Source organism: Arthrobacter oryzae (assembly GCF_003634095.1).
Lineage (GTDB): Bacteria > Actinomycetota > Actinomycetes > Actinomycetales > Micrococcaceae > Arthrobacter > Arthrobacter oryzae.
In genome coordinates this window covers 167,084-191,606 of sequence record NZ_RBIR01000002.1, presented here as the reverse complement: position 1 = coordinate 191,606, position 24,523 = coordinate 167,084, and the positions used below count along the sequence as shown (strand labels likewise).

At 70.1% G+C, this 24,523-nt stretch carries 18 protein-coding genes; 13 read left to right on the top strand and 5 right to left on the bottom strand.

Annotated features, from left to right (window positions below):
- Nucleotides 1–38 precede the first annotated feature (38 nt).
- A complete protein-coding gene (locus tag C8D78_RS05160) occupies nt 39–1,403 on the bottom strand; it encodes a glutamyl-tRNA reductase (protein ID WP_120950861.1) in 1,365 nt (454 codons plus the stop codon).
- Between the two features lie 170 nt (nt 1,404–1,573).
- Here C8D78_RS05160 and hemE point away from each other — a divergent pair, with 170 nt between their 5' ends.
- The 10 genes from hemE (at nt 1,574) to hemL (ending at nt 13,025) form a co-directional block, all read left to right on the top strand.
- Entirely contained in the window at nt 1,574–2,740 is a 1,167-nt protein-coding gene (gene hemE, locus C8D78_RS05155; protein WP_120950859.1) for a uroporphyrinogen decarboxylase, read from the top strand.
- Nucleotides 2,741–2,745: 5 nt separating this feature from the next.
- Nucleotides 2,746–4,263 carry a protoporphyrinogen oxidase gene (gene hemG, locus C8D78_RS05150; protein ID WP_120950857.1) on the top strand — a complete coding sequence of 506 codons (1,518 nt, stop codon included), beginning with the start codon at nt 2,746–2,748 and terminating at the stop codon, nt 4,261–4,263.
- Nucleotides 4,264–4,498: 235 nt separating this feature from the next.
- Nucleotides 4,499–5,338: a hypothetical protein gene (locus C8D78_RS19570; protein WP_208641881.1), complete on the top strand. Its 840-nt coding sequence runs from the start codon at nt 4,499–4,501 to the stop codon at nt 5,336–5,338.
- 199 nt (nt 5,339–5,537) lie between these two features.
- Entirely contained in the window at nt 5,538–6,284 is a 747-nt protein-coding gene (gene hemQ / locus C8D78_RS05135) for a hydrogen peroxide-dependent heme synthase (protein WP_120950851.1), read from the top strand.
- The gene (locus C8D78_RS05130) at nt 6,281–7,567 is read left to right on the top strand and encodes a ferrochelatase (RefSeq protein ID WP_120950849.1); all 1,287 of its coding nucleotides are present in this window, start codon (nt 6,281–6,283) and stop codon (nt 7,565–7,567) included. Before hemQ ends, C8D78_RS05130 begins: the two co-directional genes overlap by 4 nt.
- On the top strand, nt 7,564–8,562 hold the full coding sequence (gene hemC / locus C8D78_RS05125; RefSeq protein ID WP_120950847.1) for a hydroxymethylbilane synthase: 999 nt from the start codon (nt 7,564–7,566) through the stop codon (nt 8,560–8,562). Before C8D78_RS05130 ends, hemC begins: the two co-directional genes overlap by 4 nt.
- A 19-nt stretch (nt 8,563–8,581) precedes the next feature.
- A complete protein-coding gene (locus C8D78_RS05120) occupies nt 8,582–9,577 on the top strand; it encodes a uroporphyrinogen-III synthase (RefSeq protein ID WP_120950845.1) in 996 nt (331 codons plus the stop codon).
- Nucleotides 9,574–10,557 carry a porphobilinogen synthase gene (gene hemB, locus C8D78_RS05115; RefSeq protein ID WP_120950844.1) on the top strand — a complete coding sequence of 328 codons (984 nt, stop codon included), beginning with the start codon at nt 9,574–9,576 and terminating at the stop codon, nt 10,555–10,557. Before C8D78_RS05120 ends, hemB begins: the two co-directional genes overlap by 4 nt.
- Nucleotides 10,554–11,663 (top strand): LLM class flavin-dependent oxidoreductase, encoded by a 1,110-nt coding sequence (locus C8D78_RS05110; RefSeq protein WP_120950842.1) that lies wholly within the window; start codon nt 10,554–10,556, stop codon nt 11,661–11,663. Before hemB ends, C8D78_RS05110 begins: the two co-directional genes overlap by 4 nt.
- A 30-nt stretch (nt 11,664–11,693) precedes the next feature.
- Nucleotides 11,694–13,025, top strand: a complete 1,332-nt coding sequence (gene hemL, locus C8D78_RS05105) for a glutamate-1-semialdehyde 2,1-aminomutase (protein WP_120950840.1) — start codon at nt 11,694–11,696, stop codon at nt 13,023–13,025.
- 126 nt (nt 13,026–13,151) lie between these two features.
- On the opposite strand, the gene C8D78_RS05100 is transcribed toward hemL, so the two are convergent.
- From C8D78_RS05100 to C8D78_RS05085, 4 genes are all read right to left on the bottom strand, one after another.
- Complete coding sequence (locus tag C8D78_RS05100) at nt 13,152–13,889, bottom strand: amino acid ABC transporter ATP-binding protein (RefSeq protein WP_120950838.1); 738 nt, start codon at nt 13,887–13,889, stop codon at nt 13,152–13,154.
- Nucleotides 13,886–14,650 carry an amino acid ABC transporter permease gene (locus C8D78_RS05095; RefSeq protein ID WP_120950836.1) on the bottom strand — a complete coding sequence of 255 codons (765 nt, stop codon included), beginning with the start codon at nt 14,648–14,650 and terminating at the stop codon, nt 13,886–13,888. Before C8D78_RS05095 ends, C8D78_RS05100 begins: the two co-directional genes overlap by 4 nt.
- 3 nt (nt 14,651–14,653) lie before the next feature.
- On the bottom strand, nt 14,654–15,589 hold the full coding sequence (locus tag C8D78_RS05090) for an ABC transporter substrate-binding protein (protein WP_120950834.1): 936 nt from the start codon (nt 15,587–15,589) through the stop codon (nt 14,654–14,656).
- Between the two features lie 503 nt (nt 15,590–16,092).
- Nucleotides 16,093–16,803 carry a 3'-5' exonuclease gene (locus C8D78_RS05085; RefSeq protein WP_120950832.1) on the bottom strand — a complete coding sequence of 237 codons (711 nt, stop codon included), beginning with the start codon at nt 16,801–16,803 and terminating at the stop codon, nt 16,093–16,095.
- A gap of 108 nt (nt 16,804–16,911) precedes the next feature.
- Here C8D78_RS05085 and C8D78_RS05080 point away from each other — a divergent pair, with 108 nt between their 5' ends.
- The 3 genes from C8D78_RS05080 (at nt 16,912) to C8D78_RS05070 (ending at nt 24,364) form a co-directional block, all read left to right on the top strand.
- Nucleotides 16,912–17,328: an MGMT family protein gene (locus C8D78_RS05080; protein WP_120950830.1), complete on the top strand. Its 417-nt coding sequence runs from the start codon at nt 16,912–16,914 to the stop codon at nt 17,326–17,328.
- Nucleotides 17,329–17,465: 137 nt separating this feature from the next.
- Entirely contained in the window at nt 17,466–20,753 is a 3,288-nt protein-coding gene (locus tag C8D78_RS05075; RefSeq protein WP_120950828.1) for an ATP-dependent helicase, read from the top strand.
- Entirely contained in the window at nt 20,750–24,364 is a 3,615-nt protein-coding gene (locus C8D78_RS05070; RefSeq protein ID WP_208641880.1) for an ATP-dependent helicase, read from the top strand. Before C8D78_RS05075 ends, C8D78_RS05070 begins: the two co-directional genes overlap by 4 nt.
- The last annotated feature ends 159 nt before the right edge of the window (nt 24,365–24,523 follow it).

Genomic DNA, 24,523 nt, shown 5'->3' with positions numbered 1-24,523 from the left:
CTGCATGTGCGCGGGAGTCAGCGGTGCGCCGCAGGCAGCTAGGCGGTTTCGCGGATGTCGCCGACGGCGGGGCTGCTGTTCACGGTGGTGTGCTCCACCGGGCACTCCGCAGCGGAACCGGCAACGCCGGAAACCGCCGCGCCGGGGGCGGGCTCCACCGTGATGCCGTACAGAGCCTCTAGGCCCGCAACATAGGCATCCTGCTGCCCGTTGGCGGCCAGCTCACGCGCCCGGACGGTGGGGACGTGGAGCAGTTGCTTCACCATGCGGCGCAGGGCAAATTCGACTTCCTCGGCGGCGGCGGTGCAGCCGTGCCGGGCCCGGACCTTTTCCATTTCCGCGTCCAGGACGTTCATCGTGTGGCGGCGCAAGGCGACAATCGCCGAGTCCACGGAGCGCGCCTCGCGCTCCTGTTCGAAGGCGCCGGCCGCGCCGGCCACAATGCTGCTGGCCTGCGCCAGCGATTCGGCTTGTTCCTGGGGCGCGGCGAGCCGGACGGATTCGAGCGTGAGGAGTTCGACGCCGTCGAGGTCGCCCACCGCCGGGTCGAAGTCGTGGGTCAGGGCGAGGTCGATCGCGATAAGCGGCTGGGGCGAGTCCGCCCGGATCCGGGCGAGGTCATCCGCTTCGACCCGGCTATCGGAGCCGCTGCAGCCGATCATGACGTCGGCGGCGGCGACGGCGCCCGGAAGGGTGACCTCATCCAGGGCGGTGCCGCCGCGGGTGGCGACGAAGCCGGGGGCGCGGCCGGAGGAGGAAAAGACGCTGACATCCGTGCAGCCGCGTTCGCGCAGCAGGGACATGGTGGCTCCGGCGTAGGCGCCGGTACCGAAGACCACCGCCTTCTTGGCGGACCAGTCCGGGCTTTCCGACAGGTCCGTGGCAAGATCCAGCGCCACCGAGACGATCGAAAGGCCCCGCGATCCGAGCGCCGTCTGGGCGCCCACGTCTTTGGCGGTCTTCGAGGCGGCCTGGAACAGGCGGACCAGGCCGGAGCTGGCGGTGCCCTCGTGCTGGGCGGTGATCAGGGCGCGGCGGACCTGGCCGGCGATTTCGCGTTCGCCGACGACGGCGGAGTCCAGGCCCGAGCTAACCGCGAAAAGATGCTGGCTGACCTCGGCGCCGGTGCGGGTGCTGAATGCGCGGGAGACGAGCTGATCGTTGAGTCCGCTGGCCCCGCTGATCTGGGTGATGAGGGCCGCCCGGGCCGCGTCGACCGCGTCGGGATGGGGGGCCTCGCCGTAAATTTCGAAGCGGTTGCAGGTGGCAAGCACAACGGCACCCGCCACGGCCGGCGATCCGGCGAGGGCGGATGTGGCAAGCCCTGAAGCGCCGGTGCTCAACTGAGCAACGGTTTCAAGGTCGATGTCGGCGTGTGTAGCCACCAATGAGAAAAGAACCACAGCACGACCATCATAGCTTTTTCGCGCCCGTGTAGAACAACTATTCCGACGTGGGGCTCCGCACCCCGGCCTGTGATTCCCGCCACGGCGCAGCCGCCGGAGCGGCCCCGGCACCGCGCGTGACAGGCTGTCGTTATCTTTTGGGCGCAAATTTGGGCACAATCGGAGTCATGACTCCAAGCGCTGCGGCACGTGCCGGCACGACAAATTTCAGTACGTCCGACCATGACGCCACCGCCGATGCGGCACCCGACTCACCCGCAAACGCCGCAGCCGGCCTCCCCGCCGGACACCCGCTGATGGACGGCCGCACCGCAGGCTCCCCGCTGATCACCGCCTACCGCGGCGGCACGCCCTCCCGGCGTCCCGTCTGGTTCATGCGGCAGGCCGGCCGCTCGCTGCCCGAATACCTCAAGATCCGCGAGGGTGTCGCGATGCTGGACTCGTGCCTGCGTCCGGAGCTGGCCTCCGAGATCACCCTCCAGCCGGTCCGGCGCCACGACGTCGACGCTGCCATTTTCTTCTCCGACATCGTCATCCCGCTGAAACTGGCCGGCGTCGGCGTGGACATCGTTCCCGGCGTGGGCCCGGTCCTGGACGTGCCGGTGCGCACGGCCGCGGATGTCGCCGCCCTGCCGCAGCTGAGCTGGGAGGCCCTGGAACCCATCCGCGAGGCCGTCCGGCTCACCGTGGCCGAACTCGGGAGCACCCCGCTGATCGGCTTCGCCGGCGCGCCCTTCACCCTTGCCGCGTACATGGTCGAAGGCAAGCCGTCGCGCGACCACCTCGGCCCGCGCACCATGATGCACGCCGACCCGGAAACCTGGACCGCCCTGGCCAACTGGGCCGCCGACGCATCCGGCATGTTCCTCCGGGCACAGCTGGAAGCCGGCGCCTCCGCCGCCCAGCTCTTCGACTCCTGGGCCGGTTCGCTGGGACTGGCCGACTACCAGCGCTTCGTTGCGCCGGCGTCGGCCCGGGCCCTGGACCATGTCCGCCACCTCGGCGCACCGCTCATCCACTTCGGCACCGGCACCTCGGAACTGCTCGTCGCCATGCGCGACGTCGGCGTCGACGTCGTGGGCGTCGACTACCGGCTGCCGCTGGACGAGGCCAACCGCCGCCTCGGCGGGACCGTTCCGCTGCAGGGCAACATCGACCCCGCGCTCCTCTCCGCACCGTGGGAGGTCCTGGAGGCGCATGTCCGCGACGTGATCGCGGCCGGCTCCGCGGCGCCGGGCCATGTCCTGAACCTGGGCCACGGCGTGCCCCCGGAGACGGATCCGGCCGTGCTGACGCGCGTCGTCGAACTCATCCACTCCATCTCCCCGGAGTAACGGGCATGGACGCAGGCGCCGCCGGAACGTCCGCGGAAGGCACCGCCGCGGCGGCTGCGTCCCTTGACGGGACCGCGGTCGTGGTCGGGGGCGGGATTTCGGGCCTGCTCGCGGCCCGGGAGCTCGCCCGGGCCGGCGTCCGCACCACCGTCCTGGAGGCCAGCGACGCCTGGGGCGGCTGCGTGGGCAGCCATGTGATTGACGGACTGACCCTGGACAGCGGGGCGGAGTCCTTCGCCACCCGCACCCCGGCGGTTGCCGATCTCGCCGCCGATCTCGGGCTTGCGGGCGAGATCGTCGCCCCCAACCCCGGCGGCGCCTGGGTCCAGCTCCCCGACGGCCCGCGGGAACTGCCCAAAACCGGGGTGCTCGGCATCCCGGCCAGCCCGTGGGACCCGGAAGTCCGCCGGTCCCTGGGCCTGCTTGGCTCCCTCCGCGCCTCCATTGACACCCTGCTGCCGGCCTCGCTGGGCACTTCCGATGCCGCCACGAGCGTGTCCGTGCTGGTCCGCCGGCGGATGGGCAGGCGCGTGCTTGACCGGCTGGTCGCACCGGTCGTCGGCGGCGTCCACTCGGCCGATCCAGCAGTACTCGACGTCGACATGGTGGCGCCGGGATTGCGGGCCGGCATCCGCCAACACGGATCACTCGCCGCAGCCGTCGCGGCCCAGCGCAGGGGAGCGGCCGCCACGGGCGCGCCGGCGAAGCCCCAGTCCCCGGGACTTCAGAAGGCCGGCTCCGCGGTGGCCGGCCTGCGCGGCGGCATGCACACCCTCGTGGACGCACTGCTGGCCGATCTGCGGCAGCGCGGCGTCATCCTCCTCGACGGGACCCCGGCCCGGTCCGTGCAGCGAACGGCCGGCGGCTGGAGGATCACCACAGACCATGCGAGGTACGACGCCGGCCTGCTGGTAGTTGCCGTCGAAGGACCGGCCGCCATCGGGCTGCTCGCGGAATCCCTGCCGGACCTTGCGCCTCTCCGCCCGGACGCCGGACCCGATGTCAGCCTGGTCACGCTCGTGGTGGACCTCGCGGCCCTCGACCGGGCGCCGCGCGGCACGGGCGTGCTCGTGGCGCCGCAAAGCCCGGGCGTGCAGGCCAAGGCGCTGACGCACGCCACCGCCAAGTGGGCCTGGCTGGCGGACCGCACCGGCCCGGGCAGGCATGTGCTCCGGCTCTCCTACGGCCGGGGCGTGGCCCCCGGCGGTCCCCGGGAGCCAGGCGGCGGCACAGCGGCCGCGGGGCAGCGCCCGGACGATGAACTCTTCCGCGCTGCGCTGGCCGATGCCTCGGCCCTGCTCGGGGTCCCGGTCACTGCCGCGAACGTGGTGGGCTGGGACGTCGTCCGCTGGGCCGGTGCGCTGCCGTTTGCGTCCCTCGGCCACAAAGAGCGCGTCGCTGCGGTCCGGAGCATCTGTGCCGCAGACGGCTCGCTCGCCCTGGTGGGCGGCTGGTTGTCCGGCAACGGACTGGCGGCGATCGTGGCCGACACCCCGCGTCAGGTTCGGGCCCTGCTGACCTGAGGGCCGGCTGACCTGAGGGCCGGGTGACCGGAGGCGGCCCCTCCGGCTGCCCCGACGCGGCCCCGCGAACGTCACAGAGCCCCCCCTCAGTCACAGCAATCACAGCGGTCCCGGATGCACCCTTGGGCCCTCCGGCCCCGGGGGTTACTGTCCAGTAGTCCGCGGTTTTTCGCCGGTTTTCCCTCCCGGCGCATCCCGGCTAGGCTCGATGACCATGGTTATTTTCAGGTCCAACGTGTCAACAACGAAGACCCGGCGCCATGGGGGACTCCGGCGCGGCGCAGCGGCAGCTTCGCTCGGGGTGGTACTGGCAGTCACCGCAGGAGTTCCTGCTTCGCACGCCGCCACGGAGGTTTCGGCAACGGCGTCCGCCCCGCTGTCGGTTCAGCGCTCACTATCCCAGGGCTCACTGACCGTCGGCCTGGACGACGTGCTCGGCAACCTGCTGGGCTCCTCGTCCACACCGAGCCCGTCGATCTCCGCCGACGTCTCCGGCTCGGGCGGGTCCGACTCAACGCCGTCGCCGTCCCCCAGCAGCAGCCCGCAACTCGCGATCCCGGAGTCCAGCAACCCCCAGCCGGGCACTCGGCAGCCCGCCGCTCCGCGCACCAGCGCTCCGCCGGCCGGCACTCCGAGCGCGAATGCCCCGCAGTCCTCCGCTCCGTCGGGCCCGGGCGCCCCGCTCACTGCCCCCGCGCCGGGAGCGCCTGCCGCAGTTACCGCCGCCGGGCCGGTGCCAGGCCCGGCGGCGGCGGCCGGCAGTGGCGCCGGCGCGGCCGGATCCGCGCCCGCCGCAGGGGGAGGCGCCGTCGGGCAGTCATCGCCCTCGCGCCCTGCCGCGGCGCACGCTGCCGTGGCGCGCCCTGCCACGGCGCAGCCTTCCAGCCCGGGCTCTGGCCCGGCCGATCCGACAACGCCGCCGGCCCAGGGCCAGGGCCACACGGGCGGCACGTCGCTGCAGGCCACCTCGGCGGTGGAACCCGCAGGACCGTCCCCGCTCATCGGCTGGGGCATTGGCCTGGTGGCGTTGTCCCTCGGCGCCGGGGTCGCCGTCGTCCGCATGCGGAGGAGCTGACGCGGCCGCCGGGTTCTCGGGGCGCTGGACGCGGGGGACCACGGCCCACGGGACTCGTGACCCGGCGACACCCAGCGACCGCCGCACGGACTCCGCAACCGCGACCGCCGGAACGTCAGCATGTGAAATAAAGCACTTCTACGCCTTGTAGAAGTGCTTTATTTCGACTTCACTGAGGAGAGGGGGCAGACTGGTAGGCATGAGCCACACTTCTGCCGAATCTGTCACTAAAACCGGTATGCCCGTCCCCGGAGAATCAGTCGCCGGGGCGACGGCGCCCGACAATTCACCCGAGCAGTTCTTCACCCTCTGGACCGTTTTCAAGCGGTCCGCTGACGTCCCCCGCGATGCGGACGCTGCCGGGGGCTTCGAGTCGCTGATGGCGGGCCTCGCCGACTCCGGCGTGATCCACCGCGGCAGCTACGACGTTTCCGCCATGCGCGCGGACGCAGACATCATGATCTGGCTCCACGGGCCGAAGCCCGAGGACCTGCAGCGAGCGGTCCGGGACATCCGCCGCAGCAAGCTTTTCGCGGGCACCGAGATCGCCTGGTCCGCCATGGGCGTGCACCGTGAGGCGGAATTCGCCAAGAACCACACGCCCGCGTTCTCCCGCGGCGTCGAACCGGCCGAGTGGCTCTGCGTCTACCCGTTTGTCCGCTCCTACGAGTGGTACCTCCTGCCGGACGCCGAGCGCGGCGCGATGCTCCGTGACCACGGACTCCTGGGCCGCGACTTCCCTCAGGTCATCTCCAACACCGTTTCCTCCTTCGCCCTGGGCGACTGGGAATGGATCCTTGGCCTGGAGGCGCCCGAGCTCGTGGACCTCGTTGACCTGATGCGGCACCTGCGCGCCACCGACGCGCGCCACCACGTCCGCGAGGAAATCCCCTTCTACACGGGCCGCCGCGTCAGCGCCGCCGAGATCGCCGAGGTTCTTGCATGAGCCCGCTGGACCCCCAGGAGATCGCCACGGCGGTGACCGCAGTGAACCCCGTCACCGAGGCCGGCCGGATGGCCCCCAAGGATTACGACGCCGTCCTCCTGGCCTCCTTCGGCGGGCCGGAGGGGCAGGAAGATGTCATCCCGTTCCTCCGCAATGTCACCCGGGGCCGCGGCATCCCGGACGAGCGGCTCGAAGAGGTCTCGCACCACTACCGCGCCAACGGCGGCATCAGCCCCATCAACGCCCAGAACCGCGCGCTCAAGGCCGCCATGGAGACCGAGCTCGCTGCCCGCGGCGTGAATCTGCCGGTCTTCTGGGGCAACCGCAACTGGGACCCCTACATCCCGCAAACGCTGCAGGACATGTACGACGCCGGGCACCGCAAGGTCCTTATGGTCACCACGAGCGCCTACTCCTGCTACTCCAGCTGCCGCCAGTACCGCGAGGACATTGGCATGGCCCTGACCGAAACCGGGCTGGACGGAAAACTCGAGGTGGACAAGGTGCGCCAGTACTTTGACCACCCCGGCTTTGTCGAGCCGTTCATCGAGGGCACCGCCGCCGGCCTGGCCGACGTCCGGGCCCGTCTCACCGCGGCCGGCAGCCCCGACGCCCCGGTGCACATCCTGTTCGCCACCCACTCCATCCCCACCCGTGACGCCGAGGCCGCGGGCCGTTCCGAGGGCGAGCCCCGCCACTTCGAGGAAGACTCCGCCTACGTGGCCCAGCACCTGGCCACCGGAACCGAGGTCATCCGCCGCGTCGAGGCCGAGTCCGGCCTGACCGCACCGTGGTCTCTGGTCTACCAGTCCCGCTCCGGCGCTCCGCACGTCCCGTGGCTCGAACCCGACATCAACGACGCCATCGAGGATCTCGCCGGCAAGGGCGTCAAGGGCGTCGTGATCGTGCCGCTGGGCTTCGTCAGCGACCACATGGAGGTTGTCTGGGACCTGGACACCGAGGCACTGGAGACCTGCGGCAAGCTGGGCCTGGCGGCGACCCGCGTCCCCACGCCGGGAACCCACCGCAAGTTCGTCGGCGGGATCGTGGACCTGATCTGCGAACGGACCGCGGCGAACAACATCGCGGACCGGCCGCACCTGACCGGACTCGGCCCCTGGTACGACGTCTGCCGGCCCGGCTGCTGCGCCAACTTCCGCGGCGAAAAGCCCACCATCGCGGGTGCCGACACTAGCATCGGCACGGGCCACGATCCCTACCCCGCCGCAACGCCCGCAGCCGCGGATATGGCGACCCCGGCGGCTGGTCAGGCAACGCCGTGACCGTCCGGATCGGAACCCGCGCCAGCAAACTGGCCCTCACCCAGACGCAGCAGACCGCGGACCAGCTGGCCGCCGTCGGCGGGTTCGCCGTGGAGCTTGTCCACATCCGGACCGACGGTGATGTCCTCACCGGATCGCTGTCCCAGATGGGCGGCACCGGCGTGTTTGTGGCGGCCCTGCGCGACGCCCTGCTGCAGAACGCATGCGACGTCGCCGTGCACTCGCTCAAGGACCTGCCCACCGGGCCGGCGCTTGGCCTGACGCTCGCGGCGACGCCGAAACGCGTCGACGTCCGCGATGTGCTCTGCGCCCGCGACGGGCTCAAGCTCGCGGACCTGCCCGCCGGCGCCAGCGTGGGCACCGGTTCCCCGCGACGCGCCGCCCAGCTGCGCGCCGCCCGTCCGGACCTGGACATCCGGGATATCCGCGGCAATGTCGACACCAGGCTCGGACGCGTCCCCGGGTTGCCCGGCAACTCGACCGACGCCGTCGTCGACGGCAAGTCCTGCGACCTCGACGCCGTCGTGCTCGCCGCCGCGGGCCTGCACCGGATCGGCCGGCTGGACACGGTCAGCGAATACCTCGAGACGGACATCATGCTGCCGGCCGCCGGGCAGGGATCCCTCGCGATCGAATGCCGCACGGCCGACGCGCCCCGCAAGGCCGGGTCCACCGAAGGGTCCCAGGGCGTCCTCGCCCAGGCCCTCGCAGCCCTCGACGATCACGACACCCGGCTCGCCGTCACCGCCGAGCGGGCGCTCCTGGCCCGCCTTGAGGCAGGCTGTGCCGCACCGGTGGGCGCCTACGCCTACCGGAAGGGATGCATGCTGCACCTCGAAGCCGTGGTCTGCGCCGTCGACGGCACCGCCAACGTCCGGGACCGGAAGGCAACCGACGGGCTGACCGAGGTGGGGGCGACCCTGCTGGGGATCGAACTGGCCGAGGTCCTGCTGGCCCGCGGCGCCGCCGACATCGCGGACCTGACCGCTTCCTGAACCGGGGGATCCACCGCATATGGGACGGGACAGCGCCAGCAACGAGGGCACCAGGGGACACGACGGTCAGGCGCTGGAAGGTGCCCGGATCCTGATTGCCCGCAGCCCGGACCGCGCGGGCGACCTCGTCGCGGCCCTGCGCCGCCTGGGCGCCGAGCCCGTCCTGCTGCCCCTCATCGACTTTGAGATGGCACGCGACCAGCACTCCCTGGACGTCGCCTTCGACGCCCTCGGCGCCGGAGCCTACAACTGGCTCGTGATCAGCAGCGTGACCACCGTCCAGGTTCTCGAGGCCAAGGCCGTGGAGCGGGGCTCCACCCTCGCCGCGTGGCTGCCGGGCCACGTCCAAGTTGCCACGATCGGCCCCGCCACCCGGCAGATCCTCGAGTCCCGGGGAATCAGCGTGGACCTCGCGCCGACGGCACTGCAATCCGGCACCGGATTGCTTGGCGTCTGGCCCGAGGGGCGCAGCAGCGTGCTCCTGCCCCAGGCGGACATCGCCGATCCGCGGCTTCGCCGAGGACTGGAACGCCGCGGGGCCTCGGTTCAGGCCGTCACCGCCTACCGTACCGTCGAGTACCCGGCTGATCCCCGCCTGAGCCTTCCGGCCAGCCGCCCGGTGGAAACCGGCGCCGCCGTGAACGGTCCCCCGGCCGACGTCCTGACAGCCGCCGAAGCCAGACGCGAGATCCTCGCCGGCCGGCTCGACGCCGTCGTTGCCGCGTCCCCGAGTGCGGCGCGCCGCATTCACGCGGACCTCGCCCCCCTCGGCGCGTGCCGGTTCGTCGCGATCGGGCGCTCTACAGCGGGGGAGGCGGCAGATCTTGGACTCAGCGTTGCCGCCGTCGCCGAGGCACCGACCGCGTCCGGCCTCGTCGCCGCCGTCGTCCGCGCCCAACAATCCCGGCAGCCGCAGCAGCCATCCGCCTGGCCCGCACCGGCAGGGCAGCCGCCGGCACATCAATCTCCGGCAGTTCGTTTTCCAGCAGAGCATCCAGCGAAGGACAACACATGAGCTTTCCCAGCCACCGGCCCCGCCGGCTCCGCACCACGCCCGCCATGCGGCGGCTGACGGCGGAGCACCGCCTCTCCGCCGCCGAACTGATCCTTCCCGCCTTCATCCGTGAGGGCCTCAACGAGCCCAACCCGATTGCCTCGATGCCCGGCGTGCAGCAGCACAGCACCGAGTCGCTCAGGCGCGCCGCGGCCGAGGCCGTGGAGCTGGGCGTCGGCGGCATCATGCTGTTTGGTGTCCCCGCCGTCCGGGACGCACGCGGCACCGCCTCCCTGGACCCCGACGGCGTGCTGAACAAGGCCATCAGGGACGTCCGCGCCGAGGTCGGCGACGAGCTCGTGGTCATGAGCGATGTGTGCCTCGACGAGTTCACCGATCACGGCCACTGCGGCGTCCTGGACGCCAACGGCTACGTGGACAACGACGCGACCCTGGAGATCTACGGCCAGATGGCCGTCGCGCAGGCCGACGCCGGTGCGCACGTCCTGGGCCCGTCCGGCATGATGGACGGCCAGGTCGCCGTGATCAGGCAGGCCCTCGAGGACGCCGGGCACGCCAACACGGCCATCGTGGCCTACGCCGCAAAGTACGCCTCCGCCTTTTACGGGCCCTTCCGCGAGGCCGTCGACTCGCAGCTGACCGGAGACCGCCGCACGTACCAGATGGACGCCGCCAACCGCCGGGAGGCCATCCTCGAGGTGGACCTGGACCTGGCCGAGGGCGCCGACATGGTCATGGTGAAGCCGGCCATGAGTTACCTGGACATCCTCGCCGACGTCGCGGCCATGAGCCCGGTGCCGGTGGCCGCGTACCAGATTTCGGGCGAATACTCGATGATCGAGGCCGCCGCGGCGAACGGCTGGATCGACCGCCGCGCAGCCATCACCGAATCGGTCCTGGGCATCAAGCGCGCCGGCGCCAACATGGTGCTGACCTACTGGGCGAGCGAGCTCGCCGGCTGGCTCAAGGAGTCCCGGTGAACCCGGCCCCCGAGGACCGGACCGCTTCCCCCACGGCTTCTCCCACGGCTCCGGTAGGGCCCGGGCGGATCCTCCTGGGACTGAACACGTTCGGTGACGTCGGCGTCTTCCCCGACGGCCACCCCGTCCCGCACGCCCAGGTCCTCCGGCAGCTCCTGGAGCAGGCTGAGCTGGCCGATGAGGTCGGCCTGCACGCCTTCGCGGTAGGGGAGCACCACCGCCGCGACTTCGCGGTGTCCGCCCCCGAGGTGTTTCTGGCCGCAGCGGCCGCCCGCACCAAGCACATCCGGCTCGGCTCGGCCGTCACGGTGCTCAGCTCCGATGATCCGATCCGGGTCTTCCAGCGCTTCGCCACCGTGGACGCCATCTCCAGCGGCCGCGCCGAAGTCATGCTGGGCCGCGGCTCCTTCATCGAATCCTTCCCGCTGTTCGGCCTCGACCTGGCCGATTACGAGGTCCTTTTCGAGGAAAAGCTTGAGCTCTTCGACAAGGTCCGGGCGCAGGAACCGGTCCACTGGGAGGGACGCACCCGGCCCGCCATCAGCGGCCTCAGCGTCTATCCGCCGCTGGAGCACCACCTGCTGCCCACCTGGATCGGCGTCGGCGGAACTCCCGAATCGGTGCTTCGCTGCGCCGAGTACGGCTACCCGATCATCTTCGCGATCATCGGCGGCCAGCCGCGGTCCTTCGCCCCGCTGGCCGGTCTCTATCGTGAGGCCATGGCCAAGTACGGGCAGCCGATGCAACAAATGGCCACGCACTCACCCGGCCACGTTGCTGCCACCGATGAGGAAGCCCGCGAGGAGTTCTTCCCGCACTGGATCGCGATGCGCAACCGGCTGGGCGCGGAGCGGGGCTGGGGCCCCGGGAGCAGGGCCGAGTTCGACGCCATGTGCACCCCCGAGGGAGCGCTCTATGTGGGCTCCCCGGAAACCGTGGCCGCGAAGATCGCCCTGTTGAAGAAGAACCTGGGCGTGGACCGCTTTGATCTCAAGTACAGCAACGGCACCCTGCCGCACGCGGCCATGATGCGCTCCATCGAACTGTTCGGCACCGAAGTGGCACCCCGCGTGGCCGCGCTGCTGGCCAAGGCTGCAGGAAACTGAACCGGCCGCAAAACTGAAAGAATAGGAACCATGACTTCCAGCATGCCTCGCAACGAGGAACTCTTTGACCGCGCCCGCCAGCTGATGCCCGGCGGCGTGAACTCACCCGTGCGTGCCTTCGGCTCCGTGGGCGGAACGCCGCGGTTCATGGTCTCCGCCAAGGGCGCCTACCTCACCGACGCGGACGGCGCCGACTACGTCGACCTCGTCTGCTCCTGGGGCCCGGCGCTGCTTGGACACGCCCACCCGGAGGTCATCGCAGCGGTGCATGCCGCCGTCGACCGCGGCCTGTCCTTTGGCGCATCGACGCCGGACGAGGCCAACCTCGCCGCGATCGTCAAGGAGCGCGTGCCGGCCGCCGAACGCGTCCGGATGGTCTCGACCGGCACCGAGGCCACCATGACCGCCATCCGGCTGGCCCGCGGCTTCACCGGCCGGAATCTCGTCATCAAATTCGCCGGCTGCTACCACGGCCACCTCGACGGACTCCTCGCCGCCGCGGGCTCGGGTCTGGCGACCCTCGCATTGCCCGGCTCGGCCGGCGTCACTGCCGCCACCGCCGCCGAAACCCTTGTGCTGCCTTACAACGACCTCGACGCCGTCGAGGCCGCCTTCGCCAAGCACGGTGAGAACATCGCCGCCGTGATCACCGAGGCCGCGCCCGCCAACATGGGCGTCGTTACCCCCGGCGAGGGCTTCAACGCCGGCCTGTCCCGGATCACCCGCGAGCACGGCGCCCTGCTGATCCTCGATGAGGTCCTCACCGGTTTCCGCACCGGCTACTCCGGCTACTGGGGACTCACCGGCGGGGCCGCCGACGCCGCCGAGCCGTGGGCCCCGGACCTGCTGACGTTCGGAAAGGTGATCGGCGGCGGCATGCCGACGGCGGCCCTCGGCGGCCGCGCCGATGTCATGGACTACCTGGCCCCGGTGGGACCCGTCTACCAGGCCGGCACCCTCTCCGGTAACCCGGTGGCCATGGCAGCCGGAGTCGCGACCCTCACCCACGCCACCGCCGAGGTCTATTCCTTCGTGGACGCCCGGTCCCTGGAGCTCTCCGCGGCCCTCTCTTCGGCCCTCGACACGGCCGGCGTGGACCATTCCATCCAGCGCGCCGGCAACCTGTTCTCCGTGGCGTTCGGCACGTCCGCCCGCGGCGTCCACAACTACGACGACGCCCAGGGCCAGGAAGTCTTCCGCTACGCCCCGTTCTTCCACTCCATGCTCGACTCGGGTGTCTACCTGCCGCCGTCGGTCTTCGAGGCCTGGTTCCTCTCCGCCGCGCACGACGACGCCGCGATGAACCGGATTTTCGACGCCCTGCCGGCCGCGGCCAAGGCAGCCGCCGGCGCGAAACGGTAACAACCGGGCCGAGCGCCGCATCAAACCCGCTGGCGTTCGTCGGCGGCCACGGTCCTTAATCGACTGATGGCACCCGCAGCGGCGGGTGCCATCAGTCGTTTAACGCCGCCGCAGCGGCCGCGTTACCTAGAGGACGTCGGAGAGGAACCCCTGAAGGCGTTCGGTGCGCGGGTTCGTGAAGATCTGTTCCGGCGGTCCGGACTCCACGACGACGCCGCCGTCCATGAACGTGACCGTGTCCGAGACGTTGCGGGAAAAGCCCATCTCATGGGTCACCACCACCATCGTCATGCCGCCCTTGGCGAGGTCGGCCATCAGCGCCAGCACGCCCTTGACGAGCTCCGGGTCGAGGGCCGAGGTGGCCTCATCGAAGAACATCACCTCAGGCTTCATGGCCAGGGCACGCGCAATGGCGACACGCTGCTGCTGGCCGCCGGAGAGGTTGGCAGGACGGGCGTCGGCCTTGTGCTTGAGGCCGACCAGATCGAGCTGCTCGAGCGCCTCGGCCCGGGCCTGCTCGGCCGGCAGCTTGCGCAGCTTCCGCAGGGCGAGCGAGACGTTGTCCACCACGGTCTTGTGCGGGAACAGGTTGAACTGCTGGAACACCATGCCGATCCGCTGGCGCAGCTCATCCGGGTTGTCCTTCAGGACCGACCGGCCGTCCAGCAGGATGTCGCCCTGATCCGGTTCGATCAGGCGGTTCATGACCCGCAACAACGTGGACTTCCCCGACCCGGAGGGGCCGATCACCGACGCGGTGGTGCCCTTCTCGACGTGCAGGTCGATCCCGCGGAGGACGTGGTTCGAGCCGAAAGACAGGTGCAGGTTCTTGCCGGTCAGCGAGCCGGAGGCGAATTCGCTCATGGCTGTGCTCCCTTCCCGATCAGGGCCGCGGCGTCGTCCGGCTGCTGTTTCTCCGGACGGCCCGTGCGCAGGCGCTTGTCGATGTAGTTGACCAGGTGCGTGAGCGGAACGGTCAGGATGAGGTACATGAACGCCGCGGCAACCAGCGGCGACAGGTTCCCCGTGAGGGCAGCGGCGTCGTTACCGATCCGGAAGATCTCACGCTGGCTGGTGATCAGGCCCAGCAGGTAGATCAGGGACGAGTCCTTGATCAGCGTGATGAACTGGTTGACCAGGGCCGGGAGCACCCGACGGATGCCCTGCGGAATCACCACGAGCCGCATGGAGGAGCCGTAGCTGAAGCCCAGGGCCCGGGACGCCTCCAGCTGGCCCTTTTCCACGCTCTGGATGCCCGAGCGGAAGATCTCGCCGATATAGGCCGCCGCCATGAGGGTCAGGGCGAAGATGGCGAGCGGGAACGGATTCGTGGATCCGGTCGTCACCCGGACCACGGGCCCGAGCCCGAGGCCGATCAGGAGGATGACCACAATCGCCGGGACGCCGCGGAACACGTCCGTATAGATCCGGGAGAGCCAACGCAGCGCAGTGATCCGGGACGTGCCCATGACGGCCAGGACCATGCCCAGGATGCACCCGAGCACGCCCGAGGAAACCGCCAGGATCAGGGTGTTGGGCAGGCCGAACCGAATCATGTTCGGTAGGACGGCTGCCATCGCCTCCCAGTCAAAGAAGGTCTTGACGAGTTGATCGAGTGCATCCATGGACTAGGACTTCGGAACGGTGACGGCCTTGGAGCCCGGGGACCACGTGGCCGGGGTCTTGCGGTCCGGGTACCATTCCTTGGTCAGCTTGGACCAGGTGCCGTCGGCAATGACGGCGTCGAGGCCGGAGTTCAGCGCATCGATGAGTGGCTGGTTTTCCTTATTCACGGCGTAGGCGGTGAAGTTCTGGGTGTTCACCACCGACTCGGCGATGACCGTGCCGTCGCCTTCCTTGACCTGGCCGGTGGCCTGCTGGGACGGGGCCACCCAGGCGTCAACCTGTCCGCTCTTCAAGTTGGCGTAGGCGGTGTTGTAGTCCTCGAAGCGGACCGGCTCGATCTGGAGCGTGTTCGTGACGTAGTCATCCTGCACGGTGCCCTGGACCACGGCGATGCGGGTGTCCTTGGTCAGGTCCTTGAACCCCTTGATGTTGGAGTCCTTCTTGGCCACCACTGCCATGTAGCCGAAGTCGTAACCGTTGGTGAAGCCCACGGTCTTGCGTCGGGCGTCGGTGGTGGAAATCGAGGAGGACCCGAGGTCGAACTGCTTGTTCTGGACCTGGGCGAGCAGGGACGCGAAGCCGGTGGACTTGAACTCCACCTTGAGGCCCAGCTTGTCCGCGATGGCCCGCAGGAGCTCGTTGTCGTAGCCGGTGAACTTGCCGTTCTTGTCGATGTAGATGTTCGGCGGGGCGTCCGAAAGGGTGCCGACGGTGAGCGTTCCATCGCTGATGAGGCCGAGCTTGGACTTGTCGATCTTGTCCAGGGGAGTGACGTCCTTGGTCGTGTATTTGTCCAGGGATTTCTGGTCGCTACCCTGCAGGGCATCGGTCGATGACGCCGTTGACTGCGCCGACCCGCCGCCGCACGCTGCAAGGGAGACCGCCACGGCTACGGCCACGGGAACGGTGGTCAGCCACTTCAAGGCTTTGCTTTTCATCACGCAATCACTTTCGTCTGAAATTCGGTGGTTCGCGGGGAGGTCCGTCGGGCTCCAGACATCTGGCTTGGGTGCCGGGCGGAGCAGGCACGCCGCGAAAGATAATTGTGTCACCCGCCGTTGATGCCAAATGAATCCGAATTAATCAGAGGCAATCTGGAATGCAGGTGAACTATCTTCATGCCCTGGGATGAATGACAGCGCTTCGGGTAGTGCCCGGAAGCTGTGACGGAATCATCGGCGGGGAGGGGCGCGGCGGACGGATGCCCCGGACGGTGTGAGTTGCGTCGCAATCGCTGGAATTCCGCGCCACCGGGGACTAGCCGGATCTGTTCGGCGGCCATTCGCCGCCGAACGTTTCGTTTTAAGAAGTGCCGGGCCGCATTCAGGCAGCCACGGTTAAGACTGCAGCAACGGTTAAGCGTCAGGCCAAGCGGGTCGCGGACCGGAGCCCGGACTTCACCCCTGCAGCGGCCAATGAAAGGCCGGCTGGTCCGGGACGATCAGAAGTCGCCGCGGCTGGCGTCTTCCGGGGGAAGCACCGGCCAGTCGCCTTCGATCACGGCTGCCGGCTTGGTCTTGCGCAGGTAGCTCTGGAAGTCCGCGGCCTGGGCGGAGGCCCATTCGACCTGGAGCTGGTGCAGGTTGCCCGCCGGCATCCTGAGCTTGGGGAACTTTCCGGCCATGGCATCGAGCATGCGCAGGGTTGCCAGGGCGTCGGCGGCCGAGGTGTGGGCGTTGTCGAGGCCGACGCCGTATTCCTCGCATAGGGCCGTGAGCGTGCGTTTGCCCTTGCGGTACCGGTCCACCTGCTTGTTCATGATGTACGGGTCCAGGACTGGAAAACGGCTCAGCTGGGGGACCCCGTAGCGGGCCGATTCGGCCGCGAGCACGGTGAAGTCGTAGCTGGCGTTGAAGGCGATGACGGGCACGCCGGCGTCGAACAGCTCCTGCAGCACAGCGGCGAGTTCGCGTGTCACTTCGGCGGCGGGCCGGCCCTCGCGGCGGGCCTGCTCGGTGGTGACGCCGTGGATGTCGCTGGCCTCGGTGGGAATCTCCACGCCCGGGTCGGCGAGCCACTCGTGCTCGTGGATCACGCCGCCGTCGGCATCCACCACGGTGACCGACGCCGTGACGATCCGCGCAGACCGGGAGTTGCGGCCCGTCGTTTCGAGGTCGAAGGCTGCGCGGGGAAGGCTGTTCCAAGTGCTCATGCGTCAACGCTACCTGCTGCCTGCGACAGTTCCTGACCGGAGTCCGCGCGTGCCGTCAAGGCATCTTCCCCGCACCGTGCCGGAGCCCGGAACGGCTAGGCTGGATCGATGCGGACGGAGTATGTGGAGGCGGTGCTGGAACTCGTGGCGTTAATCCCGGCCGGCACCGCGGTGGCTTACGGCGACGTCGCGGAGCTCCTGGGCTCCGGCGGCCCCCGCCAGGTCGGTTCGGTCATGAGCCACAACGGCAGCAGCGTGCCGTGGTGGCGGGTCCTGAAATCCAGCGGAGACGCGCCCCCCGGCCTTGAGTACGAGGCGCTGGCCCTCTATCTGCGGGAGGGGACCCCGCTGCTGGGCAGCTACAACGACTTCCTGCGGACCGGCGAGGGACGCTGGCGCGTTGACCTGGCCACCGGCCGGTGGGCGCCCACCGACGCCGATTTCGACCGGATCGACGCCATCGCCGAGCGCCTCGAGCGGCAGTTGCATAAGTTGTCGGTGCCGGATGATGAAATGACCGTGTGAGTATCCCCAGCCGCGGCCACCAGTTAGAGCAGCCGGAATCCGAGCAGCGCGAAATCCACGATCCTGGCCAGCGCCGGCCGGCTTCCAGACCGACGTCGAACCCCTCTACCGGGGCGCGATCGGCAGCGGGCGCGGGGTTGCGCCTGCTGCCGCCCCGGACCCACCACAGCGCGGTCCCGGTGCTGTCGCCGGACCAGCAAGCCGCGGTGGACGTTCCGCCCGGTTCCGGCCCGGTACTCGTGGCCGGTGCACCCGGCACCGGCAAGTCGACGGTCCTCGTCGAGGCCGCCGTCCGCCGCACCCTCCGGGACGGCCTTGACCCGGAGCGGATGCTCATCCTGGCTCCCGGAAGGCTCGCCGCGGATACGCTCCGTGACCGCTTCACCGCCCGTCTGGACCGGAGCCTGAGCACGACGCCGGCCCGCACCTGGGCGTCCTATGCGTTCGATCTGATCCGGCGCGCCAAGGCCGAGGGCATCCTGCCGCTGCCGCGCCAGCCGAAGCTGCTTTCCGGGCCGGAACAGGACCTGATCATCAAGGAACTGCTCGAAGGGCACGGGCTGCCCGGCCTCGAACTGCCGTGGCCCGAGGACCTGGGCGCCGCCCTGCAGACCCGCGGGTTCCGGCAGGAAGTGCGCCAGCTCTTTGACCGCATCATCGAATCCGGTCGGACGGCCGAGGACCTCGTAGCCCTGGCCCGGCAGTGCAACCGACCGGACTGGATTCCGGCGGCCGCGCTGTACTCCGAATACCGCGACGTCCTGGACCTGCGCATGCCCGAGGCCTTCGACCCCGCCGGCATCATCACCGCAGCACGCCAGATCTTCCAGGACGCCCCGGACTTCCTCGCAGCCGAGCGTGACCGCCTGCAGCTGATTCTCGTGGATGACATCCAGGAGGCGAACCCCGCGGTCTTTGAACTGCTTGCAGACATTGCGGCCGGCAAGGACGCCATCATCACCGCGTCGCCGGACACGGTGGTTCAGGGCTTCCGCGGGGCACGACCCGATCTCGTCGCCGAGCTTCCCCGCCTTCTGGCCACCGACGCCGCAATCCTGGAACGTCCGCTGTGGATCGCCCATCGGCACGCCCCGGCCGTGGCGGAATCGTGGCTGTCGGTCGCAGGGCGCATCTCCCGCCGCTCCGGCGGGCAGTCCGCGCGCCGGCTCGAGCCCGAACCGGACACGACGCCGCCCGCGCCCGGCACCGCCGCGCCCGGCCCCGCCGGGACCGTCGAGGCGCACCTCCTGCCGTCCCCGGTCCACGAACTGCGGTACGTGGCGCAACGGATACTCGAAGCCCAATTGAACGACTCCCGGGATCTCGGGGACATTGCCGTCATCGTCCGCAACGGCGGCCAGCTCGGCCAGCTGCAGCGGTACCTGGCCGGCCAGGGGATTCCGGTGCGGATCCCCGTCGCCGAATCCGCGGTCCGGGACGAGGTAGCAGTGCGTCCGCTGCTGGACGCCTATGCGGTGGCGCTGGACCCTGAGGTGCTGACGCCGGAGTCCGCCGTGTCCTTGCTGACGTCCCGGATCGGCGGCGCCACGGCCATTGAATTGCGCAGGCTTCGGCAGTCCCTCCGCCGCGAGGAACTCTTGGGCGGCGGCGGACGCACCAGTGATGCCCTCCTGGTCGAGGCCCTGCTGGAACCCGGAGCACTGGCGAGCCTGGGCATCGAGGGGCACTCCGCCCGGCGGATTGCCCGGATGATCCGGGCCGGACGGGACGCCGCCGAGGCCCCCGGCGGCAACGCCGAGACGGTGCTCTGGGCGCTCTGGCACTCCACCGGCCTGGCCGCCCGCTGGACCGAGGCCGCACTGGCCGGAGGATCCGCCGGGGCCCGGGCCGACCGCGACCTCGACGCCATGATGGCGCTGTTCCATACCGCCGAACGGTTCGTAGACCAGCTGCCAGGCTCCGGGCCGGAGCAGTTCCTGGAATACCTGCTCAGCCAGGAGCTCCCGATGGACACCCTGGCCGCCAGGGCGCAGCTCGAAGACGCCGTGGAACTCATGACGCCGGCCAGTGCCGCGGGCCGGGAGTGGCCGGTGGTTATCGTTCCGGGACTTCAGGAAGGCGTGTGGCCCAACACCCGGCTGCGCGGCGAGCTGCTTGGCAGCACCCTGTTCGCCGACGCCGTCGAACACGGCGTGGAATATGCGCTGCAACTGGATCCGCTCAGCCGGCTGCGCGAGATCCGCTATGACGAACTCCGGAGCTTTTCCACTGCGGTGTCCCGCGCCCGCGAGGCGCTGATCTGCACTGCGGTGTCCTCGGAGGACGAGCAGCCGTCCTCGTTCTTGGATTACGTGGCACCGCTCCGCCCGGGGCAGGACCGGCGCGGCTTCACCCCGGTGGAGCGTCCACTGACCCTCCGGGCCCTCGTGGCGGAACTGCGCCAGTACGCCCAACTCGACCCGCGGACCGCCGAGTCGGCCGAAGCCGCGGCCGTGCTGGGGGTTCTGGCCTCGGCGCAGCCGCCGGTTCCGGGCGCGCACCCGGCCAGCTGGTGGGGACTGGCCGAATTATCCTCTGACGAGCCGGTTGTTCCCCCTGGCGGCACCGTCTTCGTGTCGCCCTCGAAGGTCGAAACCGTGCAGAAATCACCGCTGGACTGGTTCGTCCAGGCTGCCGGCGGAGAAGCTGCGACGGATTTTGCCCGCAGCCTGGGCACCCTGGTCCACGCCATCGCGCAGGACCTCCCCGACGCCTCGGGAGGCGAATACGTCGCGGAACTCGTCCGGCGCTGGCCCACCCTGGGGATGAAGGACAACTGGGAAGGCAAACTCGATTTCCAGCGTGCCGAGTCCATGGTCCGCAAGCTCGCCCAGTATGTCCTCCTCATGCGCAGCGAGGGACGGAGCCTGGTCGGCGTCGAGCAGGACTTCGAGGTGAAACTGCCTGACGTCCCTGCGGAAGACGTTGCCGGACCCGCCGGGCCCGGCGGTTCCGGGCCAGGTGATGGCGGAAGCATCGGTCCGGCGCGGGCCGCCGTGCTCCGCGGCCAGGTGGACAGGCTGGAAATCGACGCCGCGGGCCGCCTGGTCATCGTGGACCTCAAGACCGGCAAACGCCAGCCCGGGAAAGCGGATCTGGAACGCCATCCGCAGCTCGGCGCCTACCAGGCCGCCGTGCTGGCCGGCGGCTTCGCCGGTCCCGACGACGGTCCGCCGCCGCTGCCGGGGGGTGCGGTCCTCGCCCAGCTCGGCACCACCACCAAGAGCCCCGGAGTCCAAACCCAGGCCCCGCTGGACCCGCAGGAGAACTGGGCGCTGGAGATGGTCGGTGATGCCGCGCGGGTGATGTCCGGCAGTACCTTCGAGGCCCGCCATGATCCGTCCAAGGGAGGCCACGGCGGCCACGGCTGCCGGCTGCCCGAAGTGTGCCCGCTGTGCGTGCGGGGAAAGCAGGTTACTGAATGACCCCCGAGGCGCCGGAGACCGGCCACACCGACCCGGATCCGGCACCGGCCGCCGGGGCTCTGCCCGAGCCGCGGTTCGGCCCCGGGGAGCTGTCCGCGATGCTGGGGGAGGCAAACCGGCCCACACCCGAGCAATCGCTGATCATTTCCTCGCCGCTCACGCCCCGGCTGGTCATCGCAGGAGCAGGCTCGGGGAAGACCGCCACCATGGCGGACCGGGTGGTGTGGCTGGTGGCCAACGGCTGGGTCCGGCCGGAGGAAGTGCTCGGCGTCACGTTCACCCGCAAGGCCGCCGGAGAACTCGCCTCCCGGATCAGGGCCAAGCTGGCGGCCCTGGCGCGCATCGCGGCGGCCGACACCGGGAACGCGGTCTTCCCTGCCGGGCTGCTGAGCACGGACGCGCTCGAACCAAAGGTCTCCACATACCATTCGTACGCCAGTGGCATTGTGTCCGACTATGGCCTCCGCCTCGGCGTCGAACGCGACGTCGTGCTGCTCGGCGGCGCCCAGTCGTTTCAGCTCGCCAGCGAGGTGGTGGAGGCCTTTGACGGCGACTACGAACACTTCCGGTCCGCCAAATCGACACTCGTCAAGGCGGTGATCCAGTTGGCAGGGGAGTGCGCCGAGCACCTCCAGGACCCCGCCGAGGTTCGCGGCTGGCTGCTGGAACGAATCAGTGCATTCGAATCGCTGCCCTACGTCGCCGAGGCCAAGAAGAACCCCACCCAGGCCGCGGCCGAGCTCAGCGCGATGCTGCGCACCCGGGCCAGCGTCGCGGACATGGTGGGCCGCTATTCTGCGGCGAAGCGCGCCCGCGGCGCCTTGGACTTCGGCGACCTCGTCGCCCTGGCGGCTCGGGTGGCCAGCGAGATTCCGGTCGCTGCCGAAACGGAACGCCAGCGCTACAAAGTGGTGCTGCTCGATGAATTCCAGGACACCTCGCACGCCCAGCTGGTGCTGTTCTCCCGGCTCTTCGGCGACGGCCATGCCGTCACCGCCGTGGGGGACCCGAACCAGTCCATCTACGGCTTCCGGGGAGCCTCCGCCGGCCAGCTGTTCCACTTCGTGCGCGAATTCCCGGTCCGGGTCAGCGCAGAAGCTGCCGGCCGGGCAGATGACACCACCCGCGACGCCGTCAGCGCGGCCCCAGGCGGCGGCCAGGCCGGAGCGGCCCGCTTTGCCGTGGCGCCGACGTCGTATCTGACCACAGCGTGGCGCAACGGACGCAACATCCTCGCCACGGCCAACCTCATCTCGGCGCCGCTGAGCAAGGCGGCGGCGGGCCTAGGAGCCGCCGGGGCCCGGGGAACCGCCGATGCCGTAGAGGTCCCGCCCCTGCAGCCCAGTCCGGCCGCGGTCCAGGGCCGGGTGGTCATGGGACGGTTCGCTACGGATGAAGCCGAGGCCGCGGCGATCGCCGGGGACGTCCTGAAGTTCCGGGTCACGGACTTCGATGCGGCCCGGGCAGAGCCGGTGCCTCCGGCCATGGCCGTCCTCTGCCGCCGGCGGGCGCAGATGGAATGCATTCGCCGCGAGTTCGAGCTCCGGGGCATTCCGTATGAAATCGTCGGGCTCGGCGGCCTGCTGGACACCCCGGAAATCATTGATCTTGTCGCCACGCTCCGGGTCCTGGCCGATCCCGGCCGCTCGGACTCCCTCATGCGCCTGCTGGCCGGCGCGCGGTGGCGCATTGGCCCCGCCGACCTCATGGCACTGCGGGACTGGTCCAGTTTCCTCGCCCGACGCCGGGGCCGTCCCGGCAGTCCGGACGCCGCCGACGACGGGCTGGAGACCGGCGATGACGCCGTGATTGAAGGCGACATCACGGACTCCGCCAGCCTGGTTGAGGCTTTGGACTGGCTGCCGCGCGACGACTGGACCTCGGCGCACGGCCGCCGGCTGAGTCCGGAGGGACGCGGCCGCCTGCAACGGCTCTCCGAGGAACTCCGGCAGTTGCGCAGCTACATGGGGGATGACCTCACCACCTTGCTGGGCGAGGTCGAACGGGCAATGCTCCTGGATATCGAAGTCGCCGCCCGGCCCGGGATCAGCATCCATCAGGCGCGCCGCAACCTCGACGCCTTCCAGGACGCCGCGGCCGGATTCCTGCACACCGCGCAAAGGGTCGACGTTCTGGCGTTCCTTGCGTGGCTGGAAGCCGCGGCTGCCGAGGAAAACGGTCTCGATGCCGCGGCGCCGGAAGTGAACCACGAGGCCGTCCAGCTCCTGACCGTTCACGCTTCCAAGGGGCTGGAGTGGGATGTCGTGTTCGTTCCAGGACTCAACTCCGGAGCCTTCCCCAGCAGCAGGGACTCGCGGTGGAGCAGCGGAAGTGCGGCCCTGCCGTGGCCGCTGCGCGGAGATCGCGCCGACCTGCCCCAATGGGATCTGGACCAGCCGGACCAGAAGGGCTGGCTCGATGCCGAGAAGGAGTTCAAGTCCGCCGTCCAGACGCACGGGGAAGCCGAGGAACGGCGCCTGGCCTATGTGGCCTACACGCGGGCCAAACACGTGCTCTGGATTTCAAGCGCCGCATGGGTGGGTTCCCGTGCCGGAATGGCTGAAATGTCGCCGTTTCTTGCCGAACTCGAGGGCCTCACAGCCGACGGCGCCGCTGAAATCCACCCTCTGTCCGTCACCGAGGACGCGCTGCCGGCGGAAAGCCCCCTGACCTCCGAACTCGAAGTCGCCGCGTGGCCCTACGATCCCCTCGAAGGGCCCTATGACCCCCGGACGGGGAAACGGCTGAGGCTTGTCCCGGGCCGCCGCGCGGCCATGGAGTCAGCTGCGGCCCGCGTCCTTCAGGCCCTGGATGCCGGCCGTGAGGGAAGCCCTGCCCTCACGCCTGCGCTCACCCCGGCCGGCGGCCCGGACGCTGTTCCGGCCACCGTACGGGCGCATTCCAGCGGGAATGACCTGCAACGGCCCCTCCTGCGCGGTCCGGCGGCCGGGTGGGCCCAGGAGGCCGCCACCTTGCTGGAACGCCGGTCCAGGCGATCGGTGGTCCAGGACGTGCACCTGCCCGGCCACATCTCTGCCTCCACCCTTGTGGACCTCGACGACGACGCAGGTTCCGTCGTGGCCCGCCTGCGGAGGCCGGTCCCGCGCGAGCCCGGGATGTCGGCCCGCAAGGGGACGGCCTTCCACGCATGGGTTGAGGAATACTTCGGCGCTGCCGGCATGCTGGATCTGGGCGAGGCTGCCGGAGCGGATGACCACATCGACGAGGCCTACGGCCTGGACTCGATGGTGGAAACGTTCCGCCAGTCCGAGTGGGCACACCGCGCCCCGGCCCACGTCGAGGTCCCGGTGGAGACGAGAATCGGCGACGTCGTGGTCCGGGGGCGGATCGACGCCGTGTTCCGGGACGCCGACGGCGGCTGGGACCTCGTGGACTGGAAGACCGGGCGCCGCCCCTCGGCCGCCCAGCTGAAGGTGAAGGCGGTCCAGCTCGCCGTCTACCGCCTGGCGTGGGCCCGGCTCAAAAGCGTGCCGCTGGAGGACGTCCGGGCAGCCTTCTACTACGTGGCTGACAGCCAGGTGGTCCGTCCGCATGATCTGGGCACGGCGGAGAAACTCGAAGAGATCGTGGCCGCGGCGCTGGGAAGGTAAATCGGACGCGAGGGGCGCGAACGGATTCCCGCCGACGGCCGCCGGGCCGAATCCATCGGCCCGGCCCGCCTAGCGGGACGTGGTGTCGACCACCGGGATAGCGGTGGTGGACGTGTTGTCGCCTGGTCCGGGTCGGCTGGCAGAATCCTGCTGCACGAC